This is a genomic window from Falsiroseomonas oryzae (assembly GCF_027856955.1).
Taxonomy (GTDB): domain Bacteria; phylum Pseudomonadota; class Alphaproteobacteria; order Acetobacterales; family Acetobacteraceae; genus Falsiroseomonas; species Falsiroseomonas oryzae.
The window spans coordinates 1-2,961 of sequence record NZ_JAPSMD010000560.1 but is presented as its reverse complement, the minus strand read 5'-3'; the positions used below and the strand labels follow the sequence as shown (position 1 = coordinate 2,961).

Below are 2,961 nucleotides of genomic sequence, written 5' to 3'. Positions count from 1 at the left end.
GCCTCGCGCTCGGCCAGGCGGCGGAGCGCGCCCGCCGCGTCGTCGGCGCCTACGCCGTGGAGGTCACGCTGCGCGACGGCGCACCGGTGCCGCTCCGCTTCCGCGAGCGGCTGCGCGCCACCGGACCCTCGGTGGACGCCGTGCCGCGCCAGCCGCTCTCCCTCGCCTCCTGAGGCCGCACGCCATGGACCTGCATGCCCCCGCGACGCCGCCGCACGCGCGCACCTACCGATACGACGACATCGACCGCGGCTTCCTGCAGTCACGCATCGCGGAATTCCGCGACCAGGTGGAACGCCGCCTGGCCGGCACGCTGACCGAGGACGAGTTCAAGCCGCTGCGGCTGATGAACGGGCTCTACCTGCAGCTGCACGCCTACATGCTCCGCGTCGCCATCCCCTACGGCGTGCTGGATTCGCGGCAGCTGCGCCAGCTTGCCTTCATCGCGCGGCGCTGGGACCGCGGCTTCGGCCACTTCACCACGCGGCAGAACATCCAGTTCAACTGGACGAACCTGCAGGACGCGCCGGACATGCTGGCCGCCCTGGCCGAGGCGGACATGCACGCCATCCAGACCAGCGGCAACTGCATCCGCAACGTCACCACCGATGAATTCGCCGGCGCAGCCCGCGACGAGCTGGTCGATCCGCGGATCTACGCCGAGATCCTGCGCCAGTGGTCCACGCTGCATCCCGAATTCACCTACCTCCCGCGCAAGTTCAAGATCGCGATCACCGGCGCGGCGCATGACCGCGTCGCCGCGAAGGTGCACGACATCGGCGTGATCGCGAAGCGCAACGCGGCGGGCCAGGTCGGATTCGAGGTCTGGGCCGGCGGCGGACTGGGCCGCACGCCCGTGATCGGCACGCGCATTGCCGATTTCGTGCCCGAGCCCGACTTCCTCGCCTACCTGGAAGCCGTGCTGCGCGTCTACAACGCGCTCGGCCAGCGCGAGAACATCTACAAGGCGCGCATCAAGATCCTCGTCCGCGACCTCGGCGACGAGTTCCGCCGCCTGGTGGAGGCGGAATTCGCGGCCATGCCGCAGGGCCGCTATCGGCTGGACCCGGAGGTGGTGCAGGCCATCGCCGCGCATTTCGCGCCGCCTCCCTTCGCGCGCCTGACGGACGATCCGCCGGCGTTGCGCCGCGCACGGGCCGACGACCGGCGCTTCTCGGCCTGGTTCGCCACCTGCACCCATCCGCATCGCCAGCCCGGCTACGTGTCCGTCGTCATCTCGCTGAAGCCGATCGGCGGCATCCCCGGCGACGCCTCGGCCGACCAGATGGACGCCGTGGCGGACCTCGCCGATCGCTTCTCCTTCGGCGAGATCCGCGTGAGCCACGTGCAGAACCTCGTCCTGCCGCATGTCCGCCAGGAAGACCTGCCCGCGCTGCATGCCGCGCTCGCGTCGCACGGCCTCGCCACGCCGAACATCGGCCTGGTCACCGACATCATCGCCTGCCCGGGCATGGATTACTGCGCCCTGGCGACCGCGCGCAGCATCCCGGTGGCGCAGCGCATCTCCGAACGCTTCGCGAGCCTCGACCGGCAGCTCGAGATCGGGACGCTGCACGTGAACATCTCCGGCTGCATCAACGCCTGCGGCCACCACCATGTCGGCCATATCGGACTGCTCGGCGTGGATAAGCGCGGCGAGGAGGTCTACCAGATCACGCTGGGCGGCTCCGCCGGCGACGACGCGGCGATCGGCGAGCTGATCGGGCCGGCCTTCTCCTCGGACGCCGTGGTGGATGCGGTGGACACGCTGGTGCGCACCTATGTGGCGCATCGCACGCCCGGCGAGCAGTTCAAGGACACCTACCGCCGGCTGGGCCCCGCCCCCTTCAAGGAGGCGCTCTATGCCACTGCTTGAAGCCGGCGCGCTGCGCCCCGACCCCTTCGTCGCGGTCGCCGACGATGCCTCGCTGCCCGCCCCCGCGCCGGTGCTGGTCAGCCTCGCAAGGCTGCTGCGGGAGGCAGCGCCGCTCCGCGCGCGCAACGCCGCGCTCGGCGTCGTCCTGCCGAACGACGTCGATCCGGCCGTCCTCGCGCCGCTGCTCGACCGGCTCGCGCTCGTCGCGCTGTGCTTCCCGAAGCATCGCGACGGCCGCGCCTTCACCCAGGCGCGCAGCCTGCGCGAACGGCACGGCTTCGCCGGCGGGATCCGCGCGACCGGCCACGTGCTGCCGGACCAGTATGCCTTCCTGCTGCGCTGCGGCGTGACCGCCATCGAACTGCCCGAGGGCGCGGACGCTGCGGCCTGGGATCGCGCGCGGCAGGCGATCCCGCTCGCCTACCAGCCCGCCGTGGCAGGCGATGCGGCACCGCTCGGCCTGCTGCGCCGTCACGTCGCGCTGGCCTGAGATGCTGCCGCTCGTCTTCCTGCCGGACACGCCCGTGCTGCTGGCTGGCCGCGGCCCGGCCTTCGCCAAGCGCCGGGCGCTGCTGGAGGCGGCGGGGCTGGCCCGGCTGGCCCTGCATGAGGGGCTGCCGCCGGCCGGCGCCCTCGACGGGCCACGGCTGATCTTCGGCGCCGGCCTGTCGGACGCGGAATCGGAATGGCTGGCCACCGCCGCGCGGGTGCGCGGCATTCCCGTCAACATCGAGGACGTGCCGCATCTCTGCGACATGCACGTCCCCGCGCTGGTGCGCCGTGGCGACCTGCTGCTCACCGTCTCCACCGGCGGGTCCGCGCCGGCGCTCTCCGCGGCGCTGCGCGCCTGGCTCGAGGGTGCCTTCGGCGAGGAATGGGCCGGCCGGCTCGAGGAGGTCGCAGCGCTGCGCGCGCAGCTGCGCGCCGAAGGCAGCACGCCCGCCGAGGTGATCCGGGGCGTGCGCGCCCATCTGGACGCGACGGGCTGGCTGGCCCCCGCGGGCGCCGCACCGGCCCGATAGGGTCTGCAACGCCCTGATCCCGCCGGGCCGGGCGGGCAGCCACCGCGATGCCCGCGCCCGCGC

4 protein-coding genes are annotated in these 2,961 nt (G+C 73.0%); all 4 read left to right on the top strand.

The annotated features are described in order from the left end of the window. The first annotated feature begins 56 nt into the window (after positions 1-56). From OZN99_RS33590 to OZN99_RS28810, 4 genes are read left to right on the top strand one after another with little or no spacing between them, the layout of a single operon-like run. Entirely contained in the window at positions 57-173 is a 117-nt protein-coding gene (locus tag OZN99_RS33590) for a hypothetical protein (RefSeq protein WP_408611968.1), read from the top strand. Positions 174-184: 11 nt separating this feature from the next. After that, positions 185-1,876, top strand: a complete 1,692-nt coding sequence (locus OZN99_RS28820) for a nitrite/sulfite reductase (protein WP_270938659.1) — start codon at positions 185-187, stop codon at positions 1,874-1,876. Further along, entirely contained in the window at positions 1,863-2,366 is a 504-nt protein-coding gene (locus OZN99_RS28815; RefSeq protein ID WP_270938658.1) for a DUF934 domain-containing protein, read from the top strand. Before OZN99_RS28820 ends, OZN99_RS28815 begins: the two co-directional genes overlap by 14 nt. Before the next feature lies 1 nt (position 2,367). Beyond that, the gene (locus OZN99_RS28810; protein ID WP_270938657.1) at positions 2,368-2,898 is read left to right on the top strand and encodes a precorrin-2 dehydrogenase/sirohydrochlorin ferrochelatase family protein; all 531 of its coding nucleotides are present in this window, start codon (positions 2,368-2,370) and stop codon (positions 2,896-2,898) included. The last annotated feature ends 63 nt before the right edge of the window (positions 2,899-2,961 follow it).